Annotated in this window: 18 protein-coding genes and 1 riboswitch; of the genes, 9 read left to right on the top strand and 9 right to left on the bottom strand. The window is 72.9% G+C overall.

Annotation, left to right across the window (positions count from 1 at the left end):
• Window positions 1–424 precede the first annotated feature (424 nt).
• A complete protein-coding gene (locus tag ABZ386_RS27980; RefSeq protein ID WP_351337376.1) occupies window positions 425–787 on the bottom strand; it encodes a hypothetical protein in 363 nt (120 codons plus the stop codon).
• Between the two features lie 361 nt (window positions 788–1,148).
• On the opposite strand from ABZ386_RS27980, the gene ABZ386_RS27975 reads away from it, so the two are divergent.
• Both ABZ386_RS27975 and ABZ386_RS27970 read left to right on the top strand, forming a co-directional pair.
• Window positions 1,149–1,493, top strand: a complete 345-nt coding sequence (locus ABZ386_RS27975; protein ID WP_358966312.1) for a hypothetical protein — start codon at window positions 1,149–1,151, stop codon at window positions 1,491–1,493.
• Between the two features lie 92 nt (window positions 1,494–1,585).
• Window positions 1,586–1,711 (top strand): hypothetical protein, encoded by a 126-nt coding sequence (locus ABZ386_RS27970; RefSeq protein WP_351337383.1) that lies wholly within the window; start codon window positions 1,586–1,588, stop codon window positions 1,709–1,711.
• Between the two features lie 293 nt (window positions 1,712–2,004).
• Here the strand turns inward: ABZ386_RS27970 and ABZ386_RS27965 are convergent, their stop codons facing one another.
• The 3 genes from ABZ386_RS27965 to ABZ386_RS27955 all read right to left on the bottom strand — a co-directional run bounded on the left by ABZ386_RS27965 (window position 2,005) and on the right by ABZ386_RS27955 (window position 6,924).
• Complete coding sequence (locus ABZ386_RS27965; protein WP_351337385.1) at window positions 2,005–3,171, bottom strand: VWA domain-containing protein; 1,167 nt, start codon at window positions 3,169–3,171, stop codon at window positions 2,005–2,007.
• Window positions 3,172–3,310: 139 nt separating this feature from the next.
• Complete coding sequence (locus tag ABZ386_RS27960; RefSeq protein WP_358966310.1) at window positions 3,311–5,752, bottom strand: DUF5682 family protein; 2,442 nt, start codon at window positions 5,750–5,752, stop codon at window positions 3,311–3,313.
• A gap of 41 nt (window positions 5,753–5,793) precedes the next feature.
• The gene (locus ABZ386_RS27955; RefSeq protein ID WP_351337391.1) at window positions 5,794–6,924 is read right to left on the bottom strand and encodes an AAA family ATPase; all 1,131 of its coding nucleotides are present in this window, start codon (window positions 6,922–6,924) and stop codon (window positions 5,794–5,796) included.
• A 145-nt stretch (window positions 6,925–7,069) separates the two neighbouring features.
• Here ABZ386_RS27955 and ABZ386_RS27950 point away from each other — a divergent pair, with 145 nt between their 5' ends.
• Both ABZ386_RS27950 and ABZ386_RS27945 read left to right on the top strand, forming a co-directional pair.
• Window positions 7,070–8,425 (top strand): SWIM zinc finger family protein, encoded by a 1,356-nt coding sequence (locus ABZ386_RS27950; protein ID WP_358966308.1) that lies wholly within the window; start codon window positions 7,070–7,072, stop codon window positions 8,423–8,425.
• A 130-nt stretch (window positions 8,426–8,555) separates the two neighbouring features.
• Window positions 8,556–10,226: a DUF5691 domain-containing protein gene (locus tag ABZ386_RS27945; RefSeq protein WP_358966306.1), complete on the top strand. Its 1,671-nt coding sequence runs from the start codon at window positions 8,556–8,558 to the stop codon at window positions 10,224–10,226.
• A 149-nt stretch (window positions 10,227–10,375) separates the two neighbouring features.
• On the opposite strand, the gene ABZ386_RS27940 is transcribed toward ABZ386_RS27945, so the two are convergent.
• Window positions 10,376–10,795 (bottom strand): cobalamin B12-binding domain-containing protein, encoded by a 420-nt coding sequence (locus tag ABZ386_RS27940; RefSeq protein WP_031119938.1) that lies wholly within the window; start codon window positions 10,793–10,795, stop codon window positions 10,376–10,378.
• A gap of 542 nt (window positions 10,796–11,337) precedes the next feature.
• Here ABZ386_RS27940 and ABZ386_RS27935 point away from each other — a divergent pair.
• Both ABZ386_RS27935 and ABZ386_RS27930 read left to right on the top strand, forming a co-directional pair.
• Window positions 11,338–12,204: an alpha/beta fold hydrolase gene (locus ABZ386_RS27935; protein WP_351337401.1), complete on the top strand. Its 867-nt coding sequence runs from the start codon at window positions 11,338–11,340 to the stop codon at window positions 12,202–12,204.
• Between the two features lie 296 nt (window positions 12,205–12,500).
• Window positions 12,501–14,099, top strand: a complete 1,599-nt coding sequence (locus ABZ386_RS27930; RefSeq protein ID WP_358966305.1) for a peptidoglycan DD-metalloendopeptidase family protein — start codon at window positions 12,501–12,503, stop codon at window positions 14,097–14,099.
• Window positions 14,100–14,157: 58 nt separating this feature from the next.
• Here the strand turns inward: ABZ386_RS27930 and pcrA are convergent, their stop codons facing one another.
• Window positions 14,158–16,659: a DNA helicase PcrA gene (gene pcrA, locus ABZ386_RS27925; protein WP_351337408.1), complete on the bottom strand. Its 2,502-nt coding sequence runs from the start codon at window positions 16,657–16,659 to the stop codon at window positions 14,158–14,160.
• A 312-nt stretch (window positions 16,660–16,971) separates the two neighbouring features.
• A riboswitch (cyclic di-AMP (ydaO/yuaA leader) is annotated at window positions 16,972–17,142 on the top strand.
• Window positions 17,143–17,150: 8 nt separating this feature from the next.
• Between pcrA and ABZ386_RS27920 the strand changes: the two genes are divergently transcribed.
• A complete protein-coding gene (locus ABZ386_RS27920; RefSeq protein ID WP_358966302.1) occupies window positions 17,151–18,317 on the top strand; it encodes an NlpC/P60 family protein in 1,167 nt (388 codons plus the stop codon).
• Between the two features lie 77 nt (window positions 18,318–18,394).
• Complete coding sequence (locus ABZ386_RS27915; RefSeq protein WP_358966299.1) at window positions 18,395–19,339, top strand: hypothetical protein; 945 nt, start codon at window positions 18,395–18,397, stop codon at window positions 19,337–19,339.
• Here the strand turns inward: ABZ386_RS27915 and ABZ386_RS27910 are convergent.
• Complete coding sequence (locus ABZ386_RS27910; protein ID WP_031119944.1) at window positions 19,317–19,670, bottom strand: hypothetical protein; 354 nt, start codon at window positions 19,668–19,670, stop codon at window positions 19,317–19,319. The two genes, ABZ386_RS27915 and ABZ386_RS27910, sit on opposite strands and share 23 nt — an antisense overlap.
• Before the next feature lie 423 nt (window positions 19,671–20,093).
• On the opposite strand from ABZ386_RS27910, the gene ABZ386_RS27905 reads away from it, so the two are divergent.
• Window positions 20,094–21,161, top strand: coding sequence for an NlpC/P60 family protein (locus ABZ386_RS27905; protein ID WP_358966296.1), 1,068 nt, complete (start codon window positions 20,094–20,096; stop codon window positions 21,159–21,161).
• Window positions 21,162–21,201: 40 nt separating this feature from the next.
• Here ABZ386_RS27905 and ABZ386_RS27900 read toward each other — a convergent pair whose 3' ends face one another.
• Window positions 21,202–21,942 carry a response regulator transcription factor gene (locus tag ABZ386_RS27900; RefSeq protein ID WP_114254843.1) on the bottom strand — a complete coding sequence of 247 codons (741 nt, stop codon included), beginning with the start codon at window positions 21,940–21,942 and terminating at the stop codon, window positions 21,202–21,204.
• Window positions 21,939–23,231, bottom strand: coding sequence for a PspC domain-containing protein (locus tag ABZ386_RS27895; protein ID WP_351337422.1), 1,293 nt, complete (start codon window positions 23,229–23,231; stop codon window positions 21,939–21,941). Before ABZ386_RS27895 ends, ABZ386_RS27900 begins: the two co-directional genes overlap by 4 nt.
• Window positions 23,232–23,281 lie beyond the last annotated feature (50 nt).

The following is a 23,281-nucleotide window of genomic DNA, read 5'->3' as shown; positions in this document are numbered from 1 at the left end:
CCCTCTTGGGGCGCCGCGCGCTGGGGGGGGGGGGGGGCGTGCACCCCACCACCGTGGGCACCCCCCACCCCCACCCACGAGGTTTCGGCCTCGACCGACCGACGGCTTTCGGCCGTCCTGGGCCTGGTGCCTCGTGGAGCTCTGGGGGAGGGGGGCCTGGCAGCACCCCTTGCTGGGTGACGCGGAGCTTGTGAGGGGGCTTTACGGGTGCCGGTGCCGGTGTCTGGGCCTGGTCGGTGCCTGGGCCTGCGCCTCGCCGGTGCCGGTGTGGGCTTCCCGTGTGGGAGCGCAGCTTCGATCCGGGACGATCCGGGGACGGTGGGCGTGCGGAGGCCGGTGGGACGGTCGACGGGGCTCCACGGCGGGGGCGCGACTCCCCGCACGGCGAATACGCAGACGGGGTACGGCGGTCCGGCCGCGTGCGCTAGCCGGGGAAGACGCTCACGTCCCGGTGTCTGTCCAGGGTCGCGGCGGCGTAGGAGCGGGCGGTGGCCCCGGGCACGAGCCTCAGCGGGGCACGGTGATCCAGGGTGACGGCGTGCGCGTCCCCGTGACGCGGGGTGCTGTTGTCCGCCACGGCCCGGTTGCCGAGCGCGCCGTCGGGACGGCCGCCTGGCCCGTGCTCGACCGGGGCGTGCCCGACGCGGGTGGCCTGTCCCGCGTGGTCCTGGCCCGCCTGTCCGGCGCGGGAACCGCGGTGTTCGACGCCGTGTACCGCGACACCCGCCGCCGCGGGCTCTGCCGCCTCGGCCCGCTGGACGACGGCAGGCACGTCGGACGCCGACACAGCGGGCTCCCCCGATTCCAGGTGGACCGCGACCGGCACGGGGAGTCGGTGGCTCGGCAGCGCCGGGCGACTGGGAAGCCAAGGAGCGCCGGGCCCTTCCGGGACGGCGACGCCGTCATCGGACGGCGCGGGCAGCTCTGGGACGTCTGGCGGATCCAGCGGATCCAGCGGGTTCAGCGGGCCCAAGGGGTCCAACGGGTCAAGCGGATCAAGCGGGGCAGGCAGGTTCGGCAGGTCTGACAGCTCCGGCGGGTTCAGCGGGTCCGGGAGCGTCGGCAGGTCGGGGATTGTCGGGGGCGTGGGGAGCTGCGGCGCGTCGGGGAGCGTGGGCGGCAGCGGCACATCCGGGAGCGGCGGGAGCTTGGGCAGCGCCGCTGCCACGGGGGACTCGGGCAACACCGGCGGCCGATTCGGCAGCTCGGACGGCGCAGGGAGCTTGGGCAGCGCCGCCGACACGGAGGACTCGGGCAACACCGACCCCGTCAGCAGGAGCTGCTTCGAGCGAGCGGGCGGCGGCGACGGCCGTTCGGGCGACCGCGACGGTGCCGATGCTGCCGGGGCCAGTGCCGATGCCGGCGCCGACACCTTCGCCCGCGCCGCTCCCCGGCCCCCGCTCATCACCTGGCCCACCACACCGGCCGCCCGCGCGCCCCGCTCCCTCACGCTCCGTTCGCCCTCGGCCCGCTCCCCCACGGCCCGGACGTGATGAACACTCCCGGCTCCGGAGACGATCTGAAGAACCGCCGGCCTGGTCCGCACGGCCGCGCTGTTCGCCGGCGTGCGCACACCGTCCGCCGCATGCGCCCGCTCCCCGCACAGCAGCCCGATGAGGAGCACCCCGCCCACCAGCAGCCCCGCCTGGAGCGCACGCCGCCCGGCCGCCGTGCGCAGCAAGCGCAGCGCGGCACCGGGCAGGGCTGCTGACGCTGACCAGGTCAAGAGGGGGAGCTTCCTCCCGTGCGACGGAACAAGTGCGGAACGCATCACGCGTTACGGGCAACGAGTCGGCACAACGCGGTGCTGCCCGGCACAGCGCGGGCGCACGGCCGAGCAGGGGCCGATCCTCGCACGGGAGTGCGGAGGTTGCGCAAGCCCTTGCCTACCGATGGGCCGTCATGTCCTTTTTGCTGCCCCGAGTCGGACGGTGACGCATCGACAAGTCGCCACCTGACCGCCCGTCATGACGCGCGACCACGGTCACCCACGGCCCCGCTCCGTCACGCCACGTCGGGTATCGGCAACGGCCGCTTCTCGATCGCCGCCGCCATCACCTCCGGGAACAGGTCGGGCGTGCAGGCGAACGCCGGTGCCCCCAGCGCGGCGAGCGCGGCCGCGTGTTCCCGGTCGTACGCCGGTGCCCCTTCGTCCGAGAGCGCCAGCAGCGTCACGAACTGCACCCCCGACGCCTTCATCGCCGAGACCCGCTTGAGCATCTCGTTGCGGATGCCTCCCTCATAGAGGTCGCTGATCAGCACGACCACCGTCTCCGCGGGCCGGGTGATCTGCGACTGGCAGTACGCGAGCGCACGGTTGATGTCCGTACCGCCGCCGAGCTGCGTCCCGAACAGGACGTCGACCGGGTCGTCGAGTTGGTCCGTGAGGTCGACGACCGCCGTGTCGAAGACGACGAGTCGCGTGGAGATCGTCCGCATCGAGGCGAGCACCGCTCCGAACACCGATGCGTACACGACCGACGCCGCCATGGATCCCGACTGATCGATACAGAGGATGACCTCCTTCTTGGTGGCCTGGGTCGCCCGCCCGTAGCCGATGAGCCGCTCCGGCACGATCGTGCGGTACTCGGGCAGGTAGTGCTTGAGGTTGGCCGCGATGGTGCGGTTCCAGTCGATGTCGTGGTGGCGGGGCCGGTTGATGCGGGCGCTGCGGTCGAGCGCGCCGGTGAGGGTGGCGCGGGTGCGGGTGGCGAGCCGTTTCTCCAGGTCCTCGACGACCTTGCGCACGACGGCCCGTGCCGTCTCCTTCGTCGTCTCGGGCATGGCCTTGTTGAGCGACAGCAGCGTGCCGACCAGGTGCACGTCGGCCTCCACCGCCTCCAGCATCTCCGGCTCCAGCAGGAGCGTGGCGAGTCCGAGCCGGTCGATGGCGTCGCGCTGCATGACTTGCACGACCGAGGAGGGGAAGTACGTCCGGATGTCCCCGAGCCAGCGCGCGACGGACGGCGCCGACGCCCCGAGTCCCGCCGAACGGTCCCTGCCGCTCTGCGATGTGCCGTCTTTCTTGCCGTAGAGCGCGGTCAGGGCTCCGTCCATCGCCGCGTCCTGCCCGGACAGCGCGTATCCGGTGCCGTCCGCCGCGTCGCCGCCGAGCACCAGTCGCCAACGCCGCAGCCGCTCCCGCGCCGGGTCCGTCACCTCGGCCGTCATCCGTCGCCTCCCCCGCGCAGCCGCTCCCACAGGGGGATCACCGGCACGGTCGTCGCCGGCCGGGCTTCCGCCCGGGACCCGTTCGTGGCGGAGCCCCCTTCGTCGGCCCTCGTCGTCGGCTCTCTCAGTGCGTCGCTCGTCATCCCGCCACCCCCATCAGGTTCTTCTCGATGTTCTCTTCGTCCTCTTCGTCCATCCCGAGCAGCAGCCGCAGCACCGGCAGCACCGCGTCCGCGCGCGCCGGGTCCGGTTCGGCCGCGAAGCCCGGCAGGCCGGTGCCGGCGGCTGCCGCGCCTCCCTGGGCGCCGGGTCCGCGCCGGACCAGTTCGCCGAGGGTCCGGCGGACCCCGGGTTCGTACGCCGAGAACGTGCGCCGCAGCAGGGGCAGCACGTCCGTGAACGCCTCCGCCGGCACGCCGGTCAGCCACGCGTCGACCAGCCCGAGCAGCCCTTCGTCGTGCACCAGGAGCATCCCGCCGCCGGAGCCTCCTCCGACGAAGCCCTCGATCCACGCGGCCGCGTCCGCGGGCGGCGTGCCCGGTGACAGGACGAGCCCCATGAGCCGCGCCGCCTCGTCCTGCGTCAGCTCCCCGTCGTCGAGCAGCAGCCGCACGGCCCGCCCCCGGATCACCCCGGGCACCGTGTCCCGCCCGGCCAGCACCCGCAGCACCGACTGCCAGCGCGCTCTCAGGTGGCCGTGTCCCGCCGCCGGGGTGTCACCCAGGAGCGCGACGGCTCCGTGCACCGCGTCCACGTGACGCCGTATCTCCTCGGCGGCGTCCGCGTCGAGCCCGGCGCAGGCCGGGGGCAGGCCGACGAAGACCCGCTCGGCCAGGCCGGCGGCGACCTCCCCCAGGGCTTCGGTGTCCGTGCCGCGCACATCGCCGTAGCGCAGGGAGCGGACCAGGGCCGGCAGCGCCTGGGCGAGGTGGCCGACGTCCGTGTCGAGGGCCGCCCGGTCGGCGAGGACCCGCATCACGGTCGGCAGCGCGTCGGGCAGTCCGGCCAGCAGGCACCGCTCGGCGAGTGCGGTGACGTCGGCGAGGCCCTCCGCGGCGACGGCGTCCGCCTCGGCCTTGGCGGTCGCGGCGGACAGCACGGTCGTCCCCCACACCCCCGCCTCGGCCACCCGTACGGACAGCTCCGGCTCCCAGCGCAGCCGCCACGTCTCCCGGAACGTGCCCGTACTGCCCCGCGAGGCGGCCGGTTCGCCCCAGGCGATGCCGAGCAGCCGCAGCCGGTGCAGCAGCCTGCTGCGGGCCGAGTCGGTCTCCTTGCGGAGGTCGAGCTCCAACTCCCGCTCCAGTGCCTCCGGTTTCAGCCGCAGTCTGCGCTGGAGCCGGGCGAGGTCCCGCTGCAAGGGAACCGCCGGTGCCGTCGACGGCACCTCCCCCAGCACGTCCCCCACGACCAGCCGGTCCCGCACCAGGGCCAGCGGCACGTCCGAGCCCTCGCACATCACCGCCCGCACCGCGTCGGTCGTCTCGCTCAGGCCGGGCAGCGGACGCCCGCGCATCGCGGCGAGCGTCTCGGCCAGCCGCACCGCCTCGATGACGTGCGCGGAGGAGACGATCCGGTCCTCTTCGCGCAGCAGCCCCGCCACCTTCGTCATCCACCGCTCCACCGGCCGGTCCGGGGCGCTGAACAGGTGCCCGTACCAGCCCGGCGAGTCGATGCCGGCTCCGTACCCGCTGGTCCGGGAGAGCCTGCGATGGGTCCACGGCACCCACGTCATGTCGGTCTTGACCTTGGGCAGCCCCTTGAGCAGCGCCTTGTCGGCGGCGACGGTCGTCCTCCGCCGCAGGGCGGGCACGTGCCAGGCGCCGCAGACGACGGCCACGCCGTCCTCGAACTCCCGCTGCGCGGCCCGCACCTGGAGCCGCATGTACGCCTCCCGCACCAGGTCCCGGTCGTGGCCCCCGCTGCCGTAGGTCTCCCGCAGGGCGGCCATGGCCTCCTCCAGGGCGGTGAACGGCGCGAGCGCGTCCCCCTCCCCCACGCCCCGGTGCTCGACCACGTCCTCCCACCACCGCTCCGGGTCGTCGTAGCCCGCGGTCTCGGCGAGCACACCGAGCGGGTCGATCCGCACGTCGGCGGAGCCGGGGGTGGTGTCATGGCCGGGGCCGTCGTCGCCCTCGCCCTCGCCGTCCGCCGTCTCCGCGTCCAGGGGGGACTCCCCCTCCCCTGCCGCCTCGTCCTCGTGCCTCCCCCAGGCCAGGGTGTGCGTGGCCGGCAGGTCGATGAAGCGGGCCGGGACACCCTGCTCCAGGGCCCAGCGGAGGGCGACCCACTCCGGGGAGAACTCGGCCAGCGGCCAGAACGCCGAGCGGCCGGGCTCGTCCACGGCATGGGCGAGCAGGGCGACCGGCGGCCGCATCTCCTCGTCGGCGGCGAGCGGGATCAGCGCGTCGGCCTCGGGCGGCCCCTCGATCAGCACGATCCCGGGCCGGGTCTCCTCCAGCGCCGCCCGCACCGCCCGGGCCGAGCCCGGCCCGTGGTGCCGCACCCCGAGCAGCACCGGCCCCGCCTCGGCCGCCCGGCCCACAGCCCTTTCCTCTGCCGTCACTTGGTTCCCTCCCATCCCCTGTCCCGGCCCCGCGACCGGCCCCCGCCCCGCGTCGCTCACACGCTCACCTCGCGGCAGGCCCGGTAGAAGTCCTTCCAGCCGTCGCGCTCGCGGACGACGGTCTCCAGGTACTCCTGCCAGATGACGCGGTCGGCCGCCGGGTCGCGGACCACCGCGCCGAGGATGCCCGCGGCGACATCGCCCGGCCGCAGCACGCCGTCGCCGAAGTGGGCGGCCAGCGCGAGTCCGTTGGTGACGACGGAGATCGCCTCGGCCGTGGACAGCGTGCCGCTGGGCGACTTCAGCTTCGTCCGGCCGTCGGACGTGACCCCGTCGCGCAGCTCCCGGAAGACCGTGACGACCCGGCGGATCTCGTCCAGGCCCTCGGGCGCGGCCGGCAGGTCGAGGGAGCGGCCGATCTGGTCGACGCGGCGCGAGACGATGTCGACCTCGGCGTCGGGGCTCTCCGGCAGCGGCAGCACGACCGTGTTGAAACGGCGGCGCAGGGCGCTGGACAGGTCGTTGACCCCGCGGTCGCGGTCGTTGGCGGTGGCGATCAGGTTGAAGCCGCGGACCGCCTGCACCTCCTGGCCGAGCTCCGGTATCGGCAGCGTCTTCTCCGACAGGATCGTGATGAGCGTGTCCTGCACGTCGGCCGGGATGCGGGTCAGCTCCTCGACGCGCGCCGTCATGCCCTCGGCCATGGCCCGCATGACCGGGCTGGGCACGAGGGCGTCGCGGCTCGGGCCGTGGGCGAGCAGCTGCGCGTAGTTCCAGCCGTAGCGGATGGCCTCCTCCGGGGTGCCGGCGGTGCCCTGCACCAGCAGCGTGGAGTCGCCGCTGACCGCTGCGGCCAGGTGCTCGGACACCCACGTCTTCGCCGTGCCCGGCACGCCGAGCAGGAGCAGGGCGCGGTCGGTGGCGAGCGTCGTGACGGCGACCTCGACGATGCGGCGCGGGCCGACGTACTTCGGTGTGATCACGGTGCCGTCCGGCAGTGTGCCGCCGAGCAGGTACGTCGCGACCGCCCACGGCGACAGCTTCCAGCGGGCCGGGCGCGGACGGTCGTCCTGCGCGGCCAGCGCGGCGAGTTCACCGGCGAAGGCGTCCTCGGCGTGCGGTCGCAATGCCTGGGCCGATTCCGTCTCCCCCGCTTCGACGGGCGTCGGCTCAACGGACACAGTCATGGCAAAGTCCCCCTCCAGCTCGGCCGGTTCGGATCTGCCACCAACGTTGCACCACACCACTGACAATCCGTTCTGACCTGCGAAAACGCCTCGCCGAGCGCGCTCGCGGACGCGATTGTCAGTGGTGGGATCTACCTTCGACGACATGACTCAGCAGGGGGTGCGCTGGACCGCGGACCAGGTGCTGGCACTGGCGCCTGACGCCGCATCACGCAAAGCGGGAAGCAAACTCGGAGCGGCGGGGCCGTGGTCCGAGACGGGGAGTTCCGACGAGGGGGCGGTGTGGGGGCTGTGCAAGGGCAGCGGAAGCAAGCCGTATCAGACGGTCGTGGACCTGGCGGACGCCTCCGGGCCCGCGTACAAGTGCAGTTGCCCCAGCCGCAAGTTCCCGTGCAAGCACGCGCTGGGGCTGCTGCTGCTGTGGGCGGGCGGCGACGGGACGGTGCCGACGGCGGAGGTGCCGGAGTGGGCCGGGCAGTGGACAGCGGGGCGGCGCAGGCGCGCGGAGGAGAAGAAGGCCGGGGAGGGCCCGGGTCCGTCCTCGGCGTCCGCTGATCCGGAGGCTGCGCGGCGCCGGGCCGAGCGCCGTGCCGAGCGGGTCACGGCGGGCGCGGTGGAGCTGGAGCAGCGCCTGACGGACCTGTTGCGCGGGGGCCTGGCGTCGGCGGAGCAGTCCGGCTACGGCCTCTGGGAGGAGACGGCGGCCCGCATGGTCGACGCCCAGGCACAGGGTTTGGCCGCCCGCGTACGGGAGTTGGGGGCCATCCCGTCCACCGGCCCGGGCTGGCCGGTGCGGCTGCTGGAGGAGTGCGCTCTGCTGCACCTCCTCGGCCAGGGCTGGCTGCGCCGCGAGCGGCTGCCTGACGGCCTGGCCGCCACGGTCCGCGCCCGCATCGGCCTGCTGGCCTCCGCGGACGGCCCGCCGGTGCGGGACAGCTGGCTGGTCCTCGCCCAGTACGACACGACGGATCCGCGCCTGACGACCCGCCGGATCTGGCTGTACGGCGCCGACTCGCACCGCACCGTGCTGCTCCTCTCCTACGGTGCCGCCGGCCGCGCCCCGGAGCTGGCGCTGCCGGTGGGGCTGTCGCTGGAGGCGGAGGTGTCCGCGTACCCGGGCGCCGGGCAGCCGCGGGTGGCCCTGGGCGAGCAGTTCGCACCGCCCACGCCGACGGCGATACGTCCGCCGGGGCTGACGACGTCGCAGGCGGCGGCCCGTTACGGCGACGCCCTGCGCGACGACCCGTGGCTGGAGTCCGTCCCGGTGACGCTGGACCGGGTCGTCCCGACCCCGGACGGCGACTCCTGGCAGTTGGCGGACGCCGACGAGGACGCGGCGCTGCCGCTCACTCCCGCCGCGCGTTCCCGGCCGGGCCTGTGGCGGCTCGTCGCCCTGTCGGGCGGCGCCCCGGTCCGGGTCTTCGGCGAATGCGGACACCAGGGCTTCACGCCGCTGACGGCCTGGCCCGAGGGCCCGGGCGACGCGATAGCGCTGTGCTGACCCGGCGAGCACCCGACCGCCTCGAGCGGACCCGCCCTTCTCACAGCACCACGCATCTTTCAGGCATCACGGGACAACCGGTAAGGGTGAGCCTTCAACCACCTCCGGGCGCCCCGCGGAAAGGAAGCTCATGACCAGGACCTCCGCTCCTGTGGACGCGCCCGTCACGGGCGCCTGGGAGGGGCTCGTCACCACGGCACTGCTGGGCACGGACCGGCGCACCCCGCCGGGCACCGCCCCGGGCCCGGACGCACCGGCGGCCCTGCTGGACGCGGCGGCCGTGGAGACCGTACGGCGACGGGCCGGCCTGCGTCCGGCGCGGGCGGCGGAACGTCCGCAGCCGGCCCCGGAGGACCCGCGTCCGCCCCTGCCGCCGGCGGCCGCCCGCAGACTCGCGATGCTGCTGGCCGACCGCCCCGGCGCGTCCGGCGGCGGCCGCCGGGGCACCGCGCCCGATGTGATGGAACTGTTGCCCCAGTGGCTCGCGACGGCGAACGCCCGTGGTTTCGCGCCGCCTCCGCAACTGCTCCCCGCGCTGTTGGACGCGGCCCGGGGGCGTACGGACCTGCGCCCTGTGGCGCTGGAGTTCGCCGGACCGCGGGCCCTGTGGCTGGCGCGGCTGAACCCGGACTGGCGGTTCGCCTTGCGCTCGACACCGGGCGGCGGAGCGTCCCTGCCGCACCTCGAGGACGACGACAGGGTGCAGCAGCTCTGGCAGGAGGGCCTGTTCGCCGAACGGGTCGCCCTGCTGTCCGCGCTGCGCTCCCGCGAACCGGCCGCCGCACGCGCCCTGCTGGAGACGACCTGGGCGACGGAGCGGGCCGAGGACCGCCTGATGTTCCTCGACTCCCTGCGCACGGCCCTGACCCCGGACGACGAGCCGTTCCTGGAACAGGCCCTGGCCGACCGCAGCCGCAACGTCCGGGCGACGGCGGCGGAACTGCTGTCGGCGCTGCCGGGTTCGGCACTCGCCGCGCGGATGGCGGTCCGGGCGGCGGCCTGCGTGGCCATCGACCACGCGCACTCCACCGGGACCGCGCAGGACACGGGAACCCCGGGAACAGGGCATGCCCCCACCCCGGCGATCGTCGTCGAGGCGCCGCACGAGTGCGATCCGGGCATGGAGCGCGACGGCGTCGTGGCGAAGGCTCCCGCGGGCCGGGGCGAACGGTCCTGGTGGTTCGGCCAGTTGGTGGAGGCGGCACCGCTCGGGACCTGGTCACGGCGGCTGGGCGGGCGAACCCCCAGGGAGATCGTGGCGCTGCCGGTGGCCGACGACTGGCGGGGCGAGCTGCACGCGGCGTGGTGCCGGGCCGCGGTGCGCCAGCGCGATGCCGCGTGGGCACGCGCGCTGCTCGGCGAACCCTCGGCACCGGAAGCGGGCGGTCCGGGTGCGGTCTCCCTCGCCGAACGCGCCAAGCTGCTCGGCACGCTGGGCGCCGCCGAACGGGCCGAGTGGGTGGCCGGCTTCATCGCGACGCACGGCCTGTCCGAGGCCTTCCAGCTGCTCGGCGTGTGCGCGGTGCCGTGGGCCCCGCCGCTCGGCCGGGCCGTGGTGGACGCGCTCAACATCGCTCGGGACGCGGGGAGTTATCCATGGAGTTTCAGCGGAGTCATGGGCCTGGCCGAGCGCTGCCTCGACCCGTCCGAATCCGGCCGCCTCGACGCCCTGCTGGCCGTACCGGACGAGGCGGAGAACGCGTCCCCTGGAGCCGGTGGCTACTGGGCGGAGGCCTTCCAGCGCCTGGTCACGACACTGCGTCTGCGCGCGGCGATGACGGAGGAACTGAGCGCGCCATGACGGCTGCCGGTCTCATCACAGGCCGGGCACCGGCCGCGGTGCCGGGCCTGTTCCCGCCAGCAGCCAACGCCCTGCCCGCAGGCAACATCCTGGCCAGAGGCAACGCCACGGGCAACGCCCCACAGGCCCCCGGCCGAACCGCCGGAGGCCTACGCCTCGGCCGGCTGGCGGCGTACGTTCGCCCGGACCCAGTCGACGATCGACGCCGTCGTCGCACCCGGCGTGAAGATCTCCGCGACGCCCTTCTCCTTCAGCAGGGGGATGTCCGCCTCGGGGATGATCCCGCCGCCGAAGACCAGGATGTCCTCCGCGTCCCGCTCCTTGAGCAGCTCGATCACCGCCGCGAACAGCGTGTTGTGCGCGCCGGAGAGGATGGACAGCCCGATCGCGTCGGCGTCCTCCTGGATCGCGGTGTCGACGATCTGCTCGGGGGTCTGGTGGAGCCCCGTGTAGATGACCTCCATACCGGCGTCACGCAGGGCCCGCGCGATCACCTTGGCCCCGCGATCGTGGCCGTCGAGCCCCGGCTTGGCCACCACTACGCGGATCGGACCGGCTGCCACACCCATCACTGCCTCCATGAAGCGTCTACATCCATCCGTTCCGACAAGTACCGCACACATCGGACACGCCGTACATGCCGCACACACCGCACAGGTCCGCCACGAACCACCGGGGCAAGTGAACGAACGTTATCTCCAGGATCCCGTAACCGGCAGTTTCGCAGTGCGGACCGAGGGGGAAATCACACGATGGGACAAGCGCAAGGGGAGCCGCAAGGAGGTCGCCGTACCGCCGCGCCACCCACCACGCACCGCGGCGGTACGGCACTTCGGCGAAGGCAGACAGGGCACGCACGGCACGCAGGACCAGCACCGCACGCACAGCACGCAGGGCAGGCACGGCACAACGGCGGGGAGCCCCGTCACCTCACCGACGACGGAACTCGTCGCACCACCGGCGTCACCCACGCCACATGCCGCGCACAGCCCTCGCAGCTCACGCGGCTCACGCCGCCCGCGCGGTCATCGCCGGCCGTCTTCGCAGCAGCTTTCCACGAGAGCACACGGGGGGCGGAGCCGTTCTCCCGCGTGCCGACAGGAGGTCGGCCATGAAGGTCACCAGGGCGGCTCTGCCCTTTCTTCCGTTCTGCCAGCGCCTGGTGCCGAGCCGTCTGGCGGGACTCTCCATGGCCCTGCTGAAGGCCACCGCCCTGGAGATCGCCATCCTGGCCGGGCACCTCCTCCTCTACCCCTCCGGCATCACCCAGGAGCGACGAGCCCCCGTCCCGCCCCTGCCCACCGGGGACGGCGCCGCCCAACTGCCCACCCAGGCCAAGCCCCCCGTCGTCCTGCTGCACGGCTTCATCGACAACCGCTCGGTCTTCGTCCTGCTGCGCCGCAGCCTCGCCCAGCACGGCAGGCAGCAAATCGAGTCCCTCAACTACTCACCGCTGACCTGCGACATACGCGCCGCGGCCGCGCTGCTGGGCCGGCACATAGAGGAGGTCTGCGAGCGCACCGGCGCCCGGCAGGTCGACGTCGTCGGGCACAGCCTCGGCGGTCTGATAGCGCGTTACTACGTGCAGCGACTCGGCGGCGACACGCGCGTCCGGACGCTCGTGACACTCGGCACGCCGCACTCCGGCACCCGAGTCGCGCCACTGGCCGACGCGCACCCCATCGTGCGCCAGATGCGCCCCGGCTCACCGGTGCTCGAGGAGCTCACTCGGCCCGCCCCTGGCTGCCGTACGCACTTCGTCAGCTTCTGGAGCGACCTGGACCACGTGATGGACCCGCTGGAGACGGCCTGCATCGACCATCCCGATCTGTCGGCGCAGAACGTGCGGGTGACCGGCATCGGCCACCTCGCCCTGCCCGTGCACCCCGCCGTCGCCAACGGGATACGGCAGGTCCTCGACACGGCCCACCCGGGTGAACCGTCCGCCGGGCGCGCCGACGGCCTCACGGTGGCCTGACACCGGCCGGGTCCGCTCGCCGCTTCCACCACCCGGTCGGGCGACAGTCGGCGCCGGCCCGTCACACACGGCTCACAGACTCGTCATACAGGTGACGCACCGCATCGAAGCACTCACCAACATCGAACAAACCTCGAACACAGAGCCAAACTCGCGTCCGCAGTCCGCCAAAACACGGCCGAATGCCCGTTTCCTGCGCGCGTGAAACCTGCCGAAGATTGTCGTGCCCGCGTACCGCCGGGTACAGTCGCCGCACTGCTCTGGCAGCCCCTGTTGTCGAGGCGAAAGAGAAGTTGGTGAACGACCGTCACCCGTCGGGGACCATGACCCCGGCTCCGGCTTCCGACGCCGCCTCGGCGCACTACGCGTCGTACGGCACCCAGGAAGCCCAGTACGGCGACTTCACCACGTACGGCGACTACGGCGCCACCGGTTTTGACCCCGGTACGGACGGCTCCGGTTTCCCCGCCACCGGGCACGCCACCGCGAGCTTCGCCACGGACCCCCTCTTCGGCGACATGCCGGGCAGCGGCCAGGACACGGGCACGTACGACACCGGCCACTGGCCCACGGGCGGGCACGAGAACCCGCACTACGACGCCTACGCGGCCCAGCACCACGCCGCCTACGACACCGGCGTCTACGACACGACCTCCTGGACGGCCGAGCAGCAGCCGCTGTCGGTCATCCCGCCGCAGGCCACGTCCCCCGACAGCACGGGACAGTGGGACGCCGGCGCCTGGCTCCAGCCCGACCAGTCGGGCAACCCCGCCGACCAGACCCAGCAGTGGGAATGGGGCACGCAGGCCTTCGACACCGGCGCCTACGACGCCACGCAGTGGAACACCGACGGCGCGGCCACCGCCCCGGCCCCCGACGGCTACGAGCACCACGGCGAGTCCCCCGACGGCTACGAGCACCACGGCGAGTCCCCCGACGGCTACGAGCACCACGGCGAGCCCTTCGACCAGCGCGAGACCGCGACGTTCGAGCAGGTCGCCTACGACGAGTCCGCCGGGGCCGCCTACCACGACCCCGCCGCGGACGGCGGTGAACCGGCCGCCACCGGTGAACTCCCCACCGTCACCCCCCTCCTGGACGGCCAGGAAGAGGTCGCTCCGGCCTCGGGCTCACGCGCCGCCTCGCGCGCCGGGTCCCGTTCCCGCCGCCGTACGCCTCCCAAGCGCTCGGCGCTGCTGACCATCGCGGTGCCCTCGGCGTGTGTGATGGGCGTCGCCGGGATCGCCGCCGCCTCCGTCGGCAGCCTCACCGACGACGGTGCGGCGGAGGCGCACACGACCGCGGCGGACGCGCAGCCGGTGAAGCCGGCCGCCGCCAACAACAAGCTGGACACGCAGTTGCAGAGCCTCGCCGCCGGCGCCGACGACTTCGCCGACCGGGCCAGCCGGACGCAGGAGCGCATCGACCTCAAGGCCCAGCAGGCGGCCGAGCGGAAGCGGGCGGCTGAGGAGGCGGCCCGCAAGGAGCGGCTGCGGCCGAAGTTCGCCCTGCCGGTCGCACAGCACGGACTCAGCGCCTACTACGGCCAGTCCGGCATCAACTGGATGTCCCTGCACACGGGCATCGACTTCCCGGTGTCGTACGGCACGACCGTGATGGCCGCGACCGACGGCACCGTGCGCACGCAGTGGAACAGCGCCTACGGCAACATGATGATCGTGACCGCCAAGGACGGCACGGAGACGTGGTACTGCCACCTCTCCACGTACACGGTGCCCTCCGGTACGACCGTCAAGGCCGGCGATCCGATCGCGCGCTCCGGCAACTCCGGCAACTCGACCGGCCCGCACCTGCACTTCGAGGTGCGCCCGGCCGGTGGCTCGCCGATCGACCCGCTCCCGTGGCTGCGCAGCCACGGCATCAACCCGACGTAACGTCCCGGCAGCCCCCGCCGGTTGAGCAGACGGGGGCCCACGAGGTCACTTCACGGCGCTACAGCTTCTCCACCGGCGCGTACCGCAGCAGCAGCCGCTTCGGCTTCGTGTCGCCGAAGTCGATCGTGGCCTCGGCGTTCGCGCCCGTGCCCTTGACCGCGACGACGGTCCCGAGCCCGAACTGGTCGTGGGTGACCCGGTCCCCCACGGCCAGCGACACCACCGGCTTCTCGGCGGCGCGGCGCGTGGCGAAACCGGACGCGCCCGACGCCGACGACCGCGAGCGGGACGAGGACAGCGAGGACGCCACCGCCGAGACCGGCCCGGAGGAGGCGGGAGCGGTCGCCCCCGTCCGCTTCCACTCCACGTGGGCCGCGGGGATCTCCTCCAGGAACCGGGAGGGCGGGTTGTACGACGGCTGGCCCCAGGCGCTGCGCAGCGTGGACCGGGTGAGATACAGCCGCTCCCGGGCGCGCGTGATGCCGACGTAGGCCAGGCGCCGCTCCTCCTCCAGCTCCTTGGTCTGGCCGAGGGCGCGCATGTGCGGGAAGACGCCGTCCTCCATGCCGGTGAGGAAGACGACCGGGAATTCCAGGCCCTTGGCGGTGTGCAGGGTCATCAGCGTGATGACGCCGTCGCCGTCCTCCTCGTCGGGGATCTGGTCGGAGTCGGCGACCAGCGCGACCTGCTCGAGGAAGTCGGCCAGGGTGCCCCCCGTGGCGGTGGCCCCCGGGGTCTCCGCCTCCGCGCCGCGCTCCTGCTCGAACTCCATGGCGACGGCGGCGAGTTCCTGGAGGTTCTCGATCCTGGTCTCGTCCTGCGGGTCGGTGGAGGCCTGCAACTCCGCGAGGTAGCCGGTGCGCTCGAGGACGGCCTCCAGCACCGTGGCCGGTCCGGCGCCGGACTCGACGATGGTCCGCAGGTCCTCCATCAGCGTGTTGAACCGCTTGACGGCGTTGGTGGAGCGCGCGGCCATGCCGTACGCCTCGTCGACGCGCTTGAGCGCCTGCGGGAAGCTGATCTTCTCCCGCTGGGCGAGGGCGTCGATCATCGCCTCGGCGCGGTCGCCGATGCCCCGCTTGGGGACGTTGAGGATCCGGCGCAGCGGCACCGAGTCCTCCGGGTTGGCCAGGACGCGCAGGTAGGCCAGGACGTCCCGGACCTCCTTGCGCTCGTAGAAGCGGACGCCGCCGACGACCTTGTAGGGCAGGCCGACGCGGATGAAGACCTCTTCGAAGACACGGGACTGGGCGTTGGTGCGGTAAAAGACGGCGACGTCGCCGGCCTTGGCCTCGCCCGCGTCCGTGAGGCGGTCTATCTCGTCGGCGACGAACTGCGCCTCGTCGTGCTCGGTGTCGGCGACGTAGCCGGTGATCCGCGCGCCGGTGCCCGCGTTGGTCCACAGGTTCTTGGGGCGGCGGGACTCGTTGCGCTCGATGACCGCGTTGGCCGCGCTGAGGATCGTCTGCGTGGAGCGGTAGTTCTGCTCCAGCAGGATCGTCGTCGCGTCCGGGTAGTCCTCCTCGAACTGGAGGATGTTGCGGATCGTCGCGCCGCGGAAGGCGTAGATCGACTGGTCGGCGTCGCCCACCACGCACAGCTCGGCGGGCGGGATCTCGGCCTCGGGCGGCACGTCGACGGGGTGCTCGGTGGTGCCGACCAGCTCGCGGACCAGGGCGTACTGGGCGTGGTTGGTGTCCTGGTACTCGTCGACCAGCACGTGCCGGAAGCGGCGGCGGTAGTGCTCGGCGACGTCCGGGAAGGCGCGGAGCAGGTTGACCGTCGTCATGATCAGGTCGTCGAAGTCGAGGGCGTTCGCCTCGCGCAGCCGCGACTGGTACATCGCGTAGGCCTGGGCGAGGGTCTTCTCGAAGCCGTCGGAGGCCTGGGCGGCGAAGTCCTCCTCGTCGATCAGCTCGTTCTTCAGGTTGCTGATCTTGGCGCTGAAGGACTTGGGCGGGAAACGCTTGGGGTCGAGGTCCAGGTCGCGGCAGACCAGGGCCATCAGACGCTTGGAGTCGGCGGCGTCGTAGATCGAGAACGAGGACGTGAAGCCGAGCTTCTTGCTCTCCCGGCGCAGGATGCGCACGCACGCGCTGTGGAAGGTCATCACCCACATGGCGTTGGCGCGCGGACCGACGAGCTGCTCGACGCGCTCCTTCATCTCCCCGGCGGCCTTGTTGGTGAAGGTGATCGCGAGGATCTGGCCCGGGTGCACGCCGCGCTCGGCGAGCAGGTGGGCGATGCGGTGCGTGAGCACACGGGTCTTGCCGGAGCCGGCGCCGGCCACGATGAGCAGCGGGGAGCCGGAGTGGACGACGGCGGCGCGCTGGTTGTCGTTCAGCCCCTCCAGGAGGGCGGCCGTGTCCACGACCGGGCGTGGGGCGCCGTCGCGGTAGTAGGCGTCCCGGTCCGGCGGCACGTCGAACTTCCCGCCGAACAGATCGTCCGGAATCGACTCCGGAGCGTGATCGTCCTCGGGCGGCGGCGGGGGCTCGTCCGCGGGGCCCCGCTGGGCCTGGAGGTCCGCCAGGAAGCTGTCGTCAAAGAGGCTGCTCATCGCTCTCCGAGTCTAGGGCGCCCCACTGACAGCCCGCCGCCGCCCTGAGAACATCGCCCCGACCCGGGCCCCCGCCGACCACCCGGGGGCGCGTTGTCACCCTCCAGCGTGGCGTGATCACACCCCGCGACGGCATCACAATCGCGGATAACCCGTGACCAATCCCCCTTGATCGCCCACTCTCGGCGACGCCCATGAATAAGGTCACGAAAATGTATCGGGCATATCACCCATCAACCTTCACAGGAGCCACACGAGTTGGCTACGGTGCGAACGGGCCGCATGACCCCCACCGGCGAACGTCGCCGGGCCGCGCGGCCTCCGCCGAGTCCGGCGCGCCGCCGAGCAGCCGGAGCCGGGGACCCACCGAGACCTTGGGGTGAATCGGCCCGACTCCCCTAGCGGAGCAGGCCGTAGGGCAACCCTTCCGAGATACCCGCCCGAACCCGACAGCTAACCCGGTAGGCGGAGCATGGAAGGAGTCGCCTCCCTTGGCGTCGCACCGCAAGTCGCGTCCTACGGGTACGCGCGTGGCAGGCATACGGACCCCCGCCCTCGCAACGGCGGCCCTCACCTCCGTGGCCCTGCTGTCCCAGTCGGCCAACGCAGCCCCCGAGGCCGACGAGAAGCCCAGCCTGGAGGAAGTCGAGAAGAAGGTCGGCGACCTGTACCGCCAGGCCGAGTCGGCGACCGACAAGTACAACGCGGCCAAGGAGAAGACCGCGAAGCAGCGCAAGCGCGTCGACACCCTCCTCGACGACGTCGCCCAGCGCACCCAGAAGCTCAACGAGGCGCGGGAGGAGCTGGGTTCCTTCGCCGCCGCCCAGTACCGCACCGGCGCCTCCGCCCCGGACACGGCGACGTTCCTGCTCGCGGACACCCCGCAGGACTACTTCGACCAGACGCAGCTGATGGACCGGATGACCGGCCGTCAGAAGGTCGCGGTCGACGACTACGTCACCCAGCAGTCCGAGACGATGAAGAAGCGCCAGGAGGCCACGGAGAGCCTCACGACGCTCACCGAGTCCCAGGGCGACCTGAAGACCGCCAAGGCCACCGTCCAGCGGAAGCTCGCCGACGCACGCCAGCTGCTGTCGCAGCTGACCGCCGAGGAGAAGGCGCGACTGGCGGCGATCGAGAAGCAGAAGCAGCAGGAGGCCGCCCGCAAGGCCGCCGAGCTGGCCCGGAAGCAGGCCGCCCAGCAGCAGGCCCAGGACCAGGCTCCCCAGCAGCAGGAGAGCGGCTCCCCGGCGCCGGGCTCCGGCACCTCCTCGACCGCCCCGGCCGACTCCTCGTACGCCACCAAGGCCGAGAAGGCCCTCGCCTTCGCCCGCGCCCAGATCGGCAAGCCGTACGTGTGGGGCGCCGTCGGTCCCGGCTCCTACGACTGCTCCGGCCTCACCCAGGCCGCGTGGAAGGCCGCCGGGGTGACCCTGCCGCGCACGACCTACGACCAGGTGACCGCCGGCACCACGGTCCCCCTCTCCCAGGCCCAGCCCGGTGACCTGGTCTTCTTCTACGACGACGTCACCCATGTGGGCATGTACATCGGCAACGGCATGATGATCCACGCCCCGAAGCCCGGCACCTACGTGCGCGAGGAGTCGATCTACTACGACGGCGAGTCGGCGATCCACAGCGTGGTGCGGCCCGCCTGAGAAGTCCTGGACGTTTTTGAGGGGCACGCGCGCGTGCCCCTCTCGTCCTGTGCGCGGCGCTCTCTAGCATCGGGGCCATGTCCGACCCCTCCCCGTATGTCACCTTGTGGGCGACCTACGCCCTGACGACCGGCACCTTGTCGGTCGGTCTCGACTCGGCGGGGTACGAGGTTCTGTCCCGGATCGCCCTCGCCCTGGCCTGCGCGGGCTGGCTGGGGGCGGTCGCGCACGCCCTGCTGCGGCTGCCTCGGCCGGCCTGGCGGAGGGCATCGGCGGCGGCGCTCACCTGGGTGGCCGCGACCGCCGTCACCGGCACCGGCTTCTCCGCGGCCGGCCTGCAGCGCCCGGCCGCGGCGCTGCTGGCGCTCGCCGCGCCGCTCTGGGCCGTGCTGCTCGTCGCGGCGGCCAGGGAGCGGCACGGGACCGTGTTCCTGCGCTGCGTGGCCACCCAGGGCCTCGCCGTGCTCGGTGCCACGCTCGCCGCCGCCGAGTCGGTGGCCTGGCTCGCGCACGCGGCCCTGACGCTGTTCTGGCTGGGGCTCGTGCTCTACTGCCTCGCCCTGTTCCGCTTCGAGCCGCGGCAGGTGGCCGAGGGGCCCGGGGACCACTGGCTCCTGGGCGGGGCGCTCGCCGTCTCGGCGCTGGCCGGGGCGAGGCTCCTCAGCGCCGGCAGCGGCCGTCTGTACCTGTGGAACGACGAGGACCACGACGTCCTCGGCAGGGTCACCGTCACGCTGCTCGTGCTCACCGCGGTCTGCTGCGTGGCCCTGTTCACGGCGGAGCTCTTCTGGCCCCGGCGCCGTTACGACGGGCGGCGCTGGGCGACCGTGTTCGGCGCGGTCGGGACGGCGACGGCCGCCCTGGCGGTCGCCGCCGCCTTCGACGCCCCCTGGCTCGACGTCCTCGGGGAGGCACTGCTGTGGATCGCGGTGGCCGCGTGGCTGGGATGCACGGCCTGGACGGTCATCTCGACCCGGGCCGGCGCGCGGACGGGACGGGTCAGGTCCAGAGCACGGCGATGAAGACGTTCGCCGCGGTCAGCAGCCCGACCAGGCCGAACAGGCCCTTGTCCACCTTCTCGTCGTCGCGTTTGACGTAGACCAGGCCGAGGATCACGATCAGCAGGGCCAGCTTCACGCCGATCTTGATGTTGTTCACGGACTGGTCGTCGGCCTGGTTGAGGCCGACCAGGATCACACCGGTGACCAGCATCGTCAGCGCGCCGTGCAGCATCGCGGGGGTGTACCGGGCGGTGCCCGCGCCCATCGCCTTCATCTGGGTGAGGAAGCCGCCCAGGAGCGCGGCGATGCCGATGATGTGGAGGCCGACGAAGAGGTGGATGAGTACGTCCATGAGGCCGGAGCCTAATGAGGGCCCCGGCGCCTCCCGACACCGGCCCATCGATGCATATATGCGGCCCCATAGCACCCCATCACCGTCACTCGGGCACGAATCGACGCATCGGTCATCACGCTGAGTTAAGTCGACGACGCCGAGACCGGATCACGGTCGCATACGGTCACCGCCGGTCCTCTCGGGACAGTTCCGCGCACCTGCCCCCGCCCCGGCACGGCGAGGTTTAGCGTCCTCCACCAGGTGACCGGCTCCCCACCGCCGCCCGGGCCAGGGGCGGCAGTCGGGCACCACCGCCGAGAAGGTCCGGCGGCGGTCCGCTCCCCCCTGTGCGGGCCGTCGCCGGACGCGCAGGCCGCCCGTCCGCTCCCCCAGGCGGCCGTACGCACCCAGCGGCGGTCGAGGAAAGGACGTGGCCTGAAGGTGGCAGCGCACCGCAAGCCCCGACAGCGCTCGGCGAGCGGCAACACGGCCCGTACGGCCGCCACGATCGCACTCGCCAGCGCGGCGACCGCGACGGGCCTCGACGGGACCGGACACGCCGAACCACAGCTCACCCCCGGCCAGGTCAAGGCCAAGGTGGACAAGCTGTACCAGGAGGCGGAGGTCGCCACCGAGAAGTACAACGGCGCGAAGGAGAAGGCCGAGGCGGCGGGGCAGCGCCTGAAGGACCTCCAGGACCAGGCCGCCCGCGCGAAGGAACGGCTCAACTCGGCCCGCGAGGATCTGGGTTCGGTCGCCGCAGCGCAGTACCGCGCCGGCGGCCTCGACCCCGCCCTGCAGCTCGCCCTGTCCGACGACCCGGACCGCTACCTCGAGAACGCCGAGTTCGTCGAGCGGGCCGGCAACCGGCAGAAGGCCGCCGTCGGGCGCGTACGCAAGCAGCTCCGGGAGATCGAGCAGCTACGCGGGGCCGCCCACATCGAGCTGACGTCCCTGAAGTCGCGGCAGACGGAGCTGAAGCGGCACAAGAAGACCATCACCGGCAAGCTGGGCTCCGCGCGGCAGCTGCTGTCCCGGCTCGACGCGCAGGAACGTTCCAGGCTCGCAGAAGCGCCGGGCACCGAGCGCGCCTCACGCTCCTCGACGGGCCCGCGCGACCGCCTGGCCTCCCCCGGATCCGCCACCGCCCAGGCACCCAACGCCCGCGCGGCCGCCGCCGTGTCCTACGCCTACCAGAAGCTCGGCAGCCCCTACGTCTGGGGCGCGACCGGCCCGAACGCCTTCGACTGCTCGGGCCTCGTCCAGGCCGCGTACCGCGCCGCAGGCGTCTCCCTGCCCCGCACGACGTACTCCCAGATCGACGCCGGCCGCCGCGTCTCCCGCTCCGAACTCCTCCCCGGTGACCTGGTGTTCTTCTACGCCGGCATCAGCCATGTCGGCATCTACGTGGGCAACGGCCGGATGATCCACGCCCCCAACCCCTCCGCGCCGGTCCGGGTCGCCCCGCTCGACGAGATGCCGTACGCGGGTGCCACCCGGGTGGTCTGAGCCGGTCGGGCCACGCCCGGGTGGCCCGACCGCGCCGGCGTCACACCAGCCGGCGAGCCGTCGCCCAGCGCGTCAGCTCGTGCCGGTTGGAGAGCTGGAGCTTGCGGAGGACCGCCGAGACGTGCGACTCGACCGTCTTCACGGAGATGAACAGCTGCTTGGCGATCTCCTTGTACGCGTATCCCCGGGCGATGAGCCGCAGCACCTCGCGCTCGCGCTGGGTCAGGCGGTCCAGGTCCTCGTCGACCGGCGGCGCGTCCGTGGAGGCGAAGGCGTCCAGGACGAACCCGGCCAGCCGCGGCGAGAAGACCGCGTCGCCCTCCTGGACACGGAAGATGGAGTCCACGAGGTCCGTGCCCGTGATCGTCTTGGTGACGTACCCACGGGCCCCTCCCCGGATCACTCCGATCACGTCCTCCGCCGCGTCCGACACGGACAGCGCCAGGAAGCGGACCGGCTGCTCGGAGTCGGCCATCAACGCGGCGCAGCGGCGCAGCACCTCCACCCCGCCGCCGCCCGGCAGGTGCACGTCGAGCAGGACCACCTCGGGCCGGGTCGCGGTGATGACCGTGACCGCCTGGTCGACGTCCGCGGCCTCGCCGACGACCTCCACACCGGTCTGCTCGGTCTGCCCGATCTCGGCCTGGACGCCCGTACGGAACATGCGGTGGTCGTCGACGAGGACCACGCGCACGCGACGCCCGGTGCCGCCACCCGACTCCGCGGGCCCGGCCGCCTCCGCCGATCCCGCCGTACCGTTCGCCTCGGTGGGGTCGCTCATGACGTCTTCTCCGCCCTCTCCATCTCCAGCTCGACCTCCGTGCCGCCGTCGGGCACCGCGCGCAGTCGCGCCGTACCGCCGTTGCGCTCCATGCGGCCGATGATCGATTCTCTGACACCCATCCGGTCGGCGGGTATCGAGTCGAGGTCGAAGCCGGGGCCGCGGTCCCGGACGGACACGAAGACCGTCTTCCCCTCGACCTCGGCGAAGACCTGTACGGCTCCGCCCTCGCCACCGTACTTGGCGGCGTTCACCATTGCTTCGCGCGCGGCCTGCATCTGCGCGCCGATCCTCTCGTCGAGCGGGCAGTCGCCCACGACCACGACCTCGATGGGCACACCGTGCTTGTCCTCCACCTCGGCCGCGTTGCGCCGCACCGCGTCGGCGAGGGTCGTGGGTTCGTCGGCCTCGTCCTTGCCGGTGCCCTCCGGCTTGTAGAGCCAGGTGCGCAGGTCGCGCTCCTGGGCGCGGGCGAGGCGGCGCACCTCGTTCGCGTTCTCCGCGTTGCGCTGGATCAGGGTGAGGGTGTGCAGCACCGAGTCGTGCACATGGGCGGCGACCTCCGCGCGCTCCTGGGCCCGGATGCGCATCAGGCGCTCCTCGGAGAGGTCCTGCGTCATGCGGACGAGATACGGACCCGCCAGCAGCGTTATCCCCACGAGGACCGCGAGGGCCGCCTGCAGGACCGAACCGAGATGAGCGGCGGAGCCCTGCAGGACGAAGATGCCGGACACGCCGGCCGTCACCAGCAGCACCCCGCCCACCGAGCGCAGCAGCGTGACCGTGCGCCGGCGGCGGCCGACCTCGGCCCAGCGGGCCCGGCGGGCGTTGTCCGCCTGCCGCCAGACCAATGCGACGCCCGCGCCGACGAGGACGGTCGGCCAGAGGTAGGCCCTGGCGCCGCCGCTGAGGTTCACGTTGCCCACGAAGACCATGGCCACCACGACCATGAGGAGCAGGGCCACTATCTGGCCCTTGTCGGGCCTGCGCGTGACGAGTCTGCGCCGGCCGTCGGGCGAGGTCTCCGTCGTGACGAGGGAGGGCGGCTTCTGCGCCTCGACCCCGCCGACGCCGAGCGGGACGAAGAACCAGAACGCGGCGTACAGCAGCGCACCGAGGCCGTCGGCCATGAACAGGCCGATGAAGACGAGCCGTACCCAGATCACGGGCAGCCCGAGATGACCGGCGAGGCCCCGCGCCACCCCGCCCAGCCAGCGTCCGTCGCTGCTGCGGTAGAGCTTGCGCGGCGGCCGCGGTTCGGCGAGTGGCGCTGCTGCGGCTTCCGACATGCCATTGATGGTCACATGTGCGGCAGGCCGGAGCATCAGGGTCGACCCCG

Origin of the sequence: Streptomyces sp. NPDC006140, assembly GCF_040628815.1 — a bacterium.
Classification (GTDB): domain Bacteria; phylum Actinomycetota; class Actinomycetes; order Streptomycetales; family Streptomycetaceae; genus Streptomyces.
This window is presented reverse-complemented; position numbering and strand designations above follow the sequence as displayed.

What these genes read in the sequence shown, in the direction of transcription:
- ABZ386_RS27910 (WP_031119944.1), bottom strand. Translation starts at nt 19,670, where the DNA reads ATGGACGTACTCATCCACCTCTTCGTCGGCCTCCACATCATCGGCATC.
- ABZ386_RS27900 (WP_114254843.1), bottom strand. Translation starts at nt 21,942, where the DNA reads ATGAGCGACCCCACCGAGGCGAACGGTACGGCGGGATCGGCGGAGGCG.
- ABZ386_RS27950 (WP_358966308.1), top strand. Translation starts at nt 7,070, where the DNA reads ATGACTCAGCAGGGGGTGCGCTGGACCGCGGACCAGGTGCTGGCACTG.
- ABZ386_RS27915 (WP_358966299.1), top strand. Translation starts at nt 18,395, where the DNA reads ATGTCCGACCCCTCCCCGTATGTCACCTTGTGGGCGACCTACGCCCTG.
- pcrA (WP_351337408.1), bottom strand. Translation starts at nt 16,659, where the DNA reads ATGAGCAGCCTCTTTGACGACAGCTTCCTGGCGGACCTCCAGGCCCAG.
- ABZ386_RS27945 (WP_358966306.1), top strand. Translation starts at nt 8,556, where the DNA reads ATGACCAGGACCTCCGCTCCTGTGGACGCGCCCGTCACGGGCGCCTGG.
- ABZ386_RS27935 (WP_351337401.1), top strand. Translation starts at nt 11,338, where the DNA reads ATGAAGGTCACCAGGGCGGCTCTGCCCTTTCTTCCGTTCTGCCAGCGC.
- ABZ386_RS27965 (WP_351337385.1), bottom strand. Translation starts at nt 3,171, where the DNA reads ATGACGGCCGAGGTGACGGACCCGGCGCGGGAGCGGCTGCGGCGTTGG.
- ABZ386_RS27960 (WP_358966310.1), bottom strand. Translation starts at nt 5,752, where the DNA reads ATGGGAGGGAACCAAGTGACGGCAGAGGAAAGGGCTGTGGGCCGGGCG.
- ABZ386_RS27970 (WP_351337383.1), top strand. Translation starts at nt 1,586, where the DNA reads ATGCGCCCGCTCCCCGCACAGCAGCCCGATGAGGAGCACCCCGCCCAC.
- ABZ386_RS27940 (WP_031119938.1), bottom strand. Translation starts at nt 10,795, where the DNA reads ATGGGTGTGGCAGCCGGTCCGATCCGCGTAGTGGTGGCCAAGCCGGGG.
- ABZ386_RS27955 (WP_351337391.1), bottom strand. Translation starts at nt 6,924, where the DNA reads ATGACTGTGTCCGTTGAGCCGACGCCCGTCGAAGCGGGGGAGACGGAA.
- ABZ386_RS27895 (WP_351337422.1), bottom strand. Translation starts at nt 23,231, where the DNA reads ATGTCGGAAGCCGCAGCAGCGCCACTCGCCGAACCGCGGCCGCCGCGC.